The sequence below is a fragment of the Eudoraea sp. genome, from assembly GCF_049665975.1.
Classification (GTDB): domain Bacteria; phylum Bacteroidota; class Bacteroidia; order Flavobacteriales; family Flavobacteriaceae; genus Eudoraea.
The window spans coordinates 1-2,154 of the sequence record NZ_JBATGR010000342.1 but is presented as its reverse complement, the minus strand read 5'-3'; the positions used below and the strand labels follow the sequence as shown (position 1 = coordinate 2,154).

At 37.2% G+C, this 2,154-nt stretch carries 5 protein-coding genes; 2 read left to right on the top strand and 3 right to left on the bottom strand.

Going from position 1 to position 2,154, the window contains the following annotated elements; translation table 11 throughout:
• On the top strand, nucleotides 1-524 hold a 524-nt coding region (locus WBN20_RS11880), incomplete at its 5' end, for a 3-keto-disaccharide hydrolase (protein WP_424281836.1).
• 315 nt (nucleotides 525-839) lie between these two features.
• Nucleotides 840-1,349: a hypothetical protein gene (locus tag WBN20_RS11875; RefSeq protein WP_424281835.1), complete on the top strand. Its 510-nt coding sequence runs from the start codon at nucleotides 840-842 to the stop codon at nucleotides 1,347-1,349.
• A 161-nt stretch (nucleotides 1,350-1,510) separates the two neighbouring features.
• On the opposite strand, the gene WBN20_RS11870 is transcribed toward WBN20_RS11875, so the two are convergent.
• The 3 genes from WBN20_RS11870 to WBN20_RS11860 all read right to left on the bottom strand — a co-directional run.
• Nucleotides 1,511-1,654, bottom strand: a complete 144-nt coding sequence (locus WBN20_RS11870; protein WP_424281834.1) for a hypothetical protein — start codon at nucleotides 1,652-1,654, stop codon at nucleotides 1,511-1,513.
• Nucleotides 1,655-1,657: 3 nt separating this feature from the next.
• Nucleotides 1,658-1,837, bottom strand: coding sequence for a hypothetical protein (locus WBN20_RS11865; protein ID WP_424281833.1), 180 nt, complete (start codon nucleotides 1,835-1,837; stop codon nucleotides 1,658-1,660).
• On the bottom strand, nucleotides 1,834-2,154 hold a 321-nt coding region (locus WBN20_RS11860; RefSeq protein WP_424281832.1), incomplete at its 5' end, for a hypothetical protein. The genes WBN20_RS11860 and WBN20_RS11865, both read right to left, overlap by 4 nt.

Genomic DNA, 2,154 nt, shown 5'->3' with positions numbered 1-2,154 from the left:
TTATACCGGGGGGCAATAGCGGTTTTATGTGGGGGGTAAACGAGGATAAGAAATATAATTATCCCTATCAAACGGGACAGGAAATTCAAATTTTAGATCCGGCAATTTATGACAACCCGAAAATAGCTCTGGGGGGAGATATGGAAATTAATAATGCTGCAGAGGATCTGGAAGCCCATAAGCATTTTGTTGGGGCATTATATGATCTGTCTGCTCCTTCGGTTTTAGATGTGGCCAAGCCTGCAAATGAATGGAATTCCTATCACATTAAAATAGATTACAAGGCCAATCGAGGGGAGGTAATCCTCAATGATGTTCTGATTAATTCATTTCCACTTCAAGGACCCGAATGGGAAGCTATGCTAAAAAAGAGCAAGTTTAATAAGTCTAAATCGGAAGATTCGGAATATTTGGGGGATGCCCGTTGGTATGATTTTGGAAGATTCTCAAAAGGACATATTTGTTTTCAGGATCATCCGGGAGAGGTCTCTTTCAGAAATATCATGATTAAAGAGCTGGAATAATATTGCTGTCAAATGGACGATTAAACTTTTCTCTTCTTAAAATGAAATCCGTATAATTTTTTAGATATAATTTAGCAAAAGAGACTTCTTAACATTAGATAAATCTACGAATTGGGCTCAATTATTCTTGTAAAATAAAAAGACTTTCTTAAAGGTTGCCTGACTGTGATGTGATATCAATCAATCAATCTGCTGATGATGACCTATATCATTGTAAAGGAGTTTTGCGTATTCTAATTTTGATTTTGTTCCCAATGCCTGAAGCGCAATGGGAAAAACAATAAGTATTTATTCTAATTCAAAAAATAAAATCCGATGAAAATATGCAATAACTTATATTTCAATTTTGTGATGATGTTAGTATGCCTGATAAGCTTATCAATTGTATTTCAATCATGTAAGAGAACAAGTGAAAAGACCAGTGAGAAGATCATAGAAAAGTCTTTAGGTGATGATGCAGAGGTAGATATCGATGATGAGAAAGTGGTGATAAAGACTGATGAAGGTACATTTACCACTGATGCAACTATGAATAGCTGGCCCAAAGAAGCTCCCAGCGAAGTACCGGAATTTAAATACGGTGATGTTATAGGTGTTACTACACAAGAAGTTGATGAAGCCAAGAACTGGGTCGTTATTTTCGAAAATGTTCCTGCTAATGCCCTCCAGGAGTATAAGGAAACCCTGGAAAGTGAAGGTTTCAAAATTAATTTTACAACTACCGCCGGAACGGGAGGCCACCTTGCCGCCGAAAAAGGAAAAATAGCCATAATGCTTATGGCAGGGGAGGGCAATGCGACTGTTACTATCGGATTCAATAATTGATAGCTTTCAAAACATTCTCTGAATAGTACATTCTTTTATTTTGGGTCGGCAATGGTTTTTTGTTCTAACCAGGAAATGGCTTCTTCATCGGACAGCTGTTCGAACTTTTTATAGAATTGCCCTACTGCTTGAAAATTATAGGGTACAAGAAGACAAATAGTTTAGAGCGTATTTAGAGCCTTAGCCACTATAACTCCAATGGGCAGTCCACCCCCGGGAACAGCTAGCACTACCACATTTTCATTTTTAAACTTCATTAATTTTTCTGCCAATTGTATTCCGGCATCGATTCTATCTTCGAACATGGATTATATTTTTTCGTTCAATAAATGCACCCTAAACCATTTGGCAGAAATTTCAGCTACTTCCTGCAATTTTCGAGGTTCTTCGAACAAGTGGTTTACTTTGGGAATGCCCAGATTTCCTTTTAGGACAATACCATCAAGTAAAATGGAAACATCTTTACAAATTACTTTAGATGCTATCATTCTTCAACTAATTTTATGTTTTTTTGATTTCTTCTTTGCCATAGTGTATAGGCCAATAAACCGTAGGCAATTGCCATTACCAGGAATGCAATTAGACTTCCCAATAGGGGGATAAAAGTCAATAATCGTATCACAATAGCAAAGGCCAAGGCTATGAACGAGGTTTTCCAATATCCCAAGGGTTGGCCATTGCGTTTTTCTAAATAGTAGGTCAGCAATAAAGCCCCGACTAAATGTCCAAACAGAACGCTAAAAATAAAGACAGCTATCAGGAATAAGCCAATGGGGATGCCTATGAGGATCATAATACTTAATAC

Bases quoted from the DNA above. Each gene is read 5' to 3' on its own strand.
- WBN20_RS11875 (WP_424281835.1), top strand. From the start codon at position 840: ATGAAAATATGCAATAACTTATATTTCAATTTTGTGATGATGTTAGTA.
- WBN20_RS11870 (WP_424281834.1), bottom strand. From the start codon at position 1,654: ATGTTCGAAGATAGAATCGATGCCGGAATACAATTGGCAGAAAAATTA.
- WBN20_RS11865 (WP_424281833.1), bottom strand. From the start codon at position 1,837: ATGATAGCATCTAAAGTAATTTGTAAAGATGTTTCCATTTTACTTGAT.